This window comes from Aliivibrio sp. 1S128 (assembly GCF_001691065.1).
Lineage (GTDB): Bacteria > Pseudomonadota > Gammaproteobacteria > Enterobacterales > Vibrionaceae > Aliivibrio.
Genome location: NZ_MAJV01000115.1, coordinates 1 through 451, shown reverse-complemented (window position 1 = coordinate 451; position 451 = coordinate 1). Strand labels below are relative to the sequence as shown.

1 protein-coding gene is annotated in these 451 nt (G+C 37.0%); it reads right to left on the bottom strand.

Annotated elements, in window-relative coordinates; genetic code table 11:
- A partial coding sequence (locus A6E03_RS16275) for an N-acetyltransferase (RefSeq protein ID WP_255310657.1) occupies nucleotides 1-417 on the bottom strand: 417 nt, incomplete at its 3' end.
- Nucleotides 418-451: the final 34 nt, after the last annotated feature.

Here is a 451-nt window from a genome sequence, read left to right as displayed (position 1 = left end):
AGTAAATTCCATTTCTATTAATCCATTCACTTCCACGGTATGCGTAAACCCTTTTTCTTTATATAACTTGATTGCTGGATTTTCGCTGAACACACGAAGAAGTAACTTTTTTGATTGATGCTGTCTAGCGTGAGTTATAATCATATCGAGACTTTTCGCACCGATACCCTTGCCGTGAAATTCTCGGCTTAACTGTAAATCTCGGAGAAAAGTGGTCGATTTGTTATAGCTAAAACGAACAATACCAACTCGATAATTATCCGCGAATATTTCAAAGTTATCCAAGATAGCCCAATTGTTGATAAACAGATTGCTGTCCCAAACGATATTCCGAGTTAAATAATAACTAGCCATATTGGATTGAGTTAGTGACTCAGCATATTTTAGCTCAGAAGCTCTTTTAAACTGGATATCCATACTTACCCCTTGGGAACACATAACGCCTGCATAA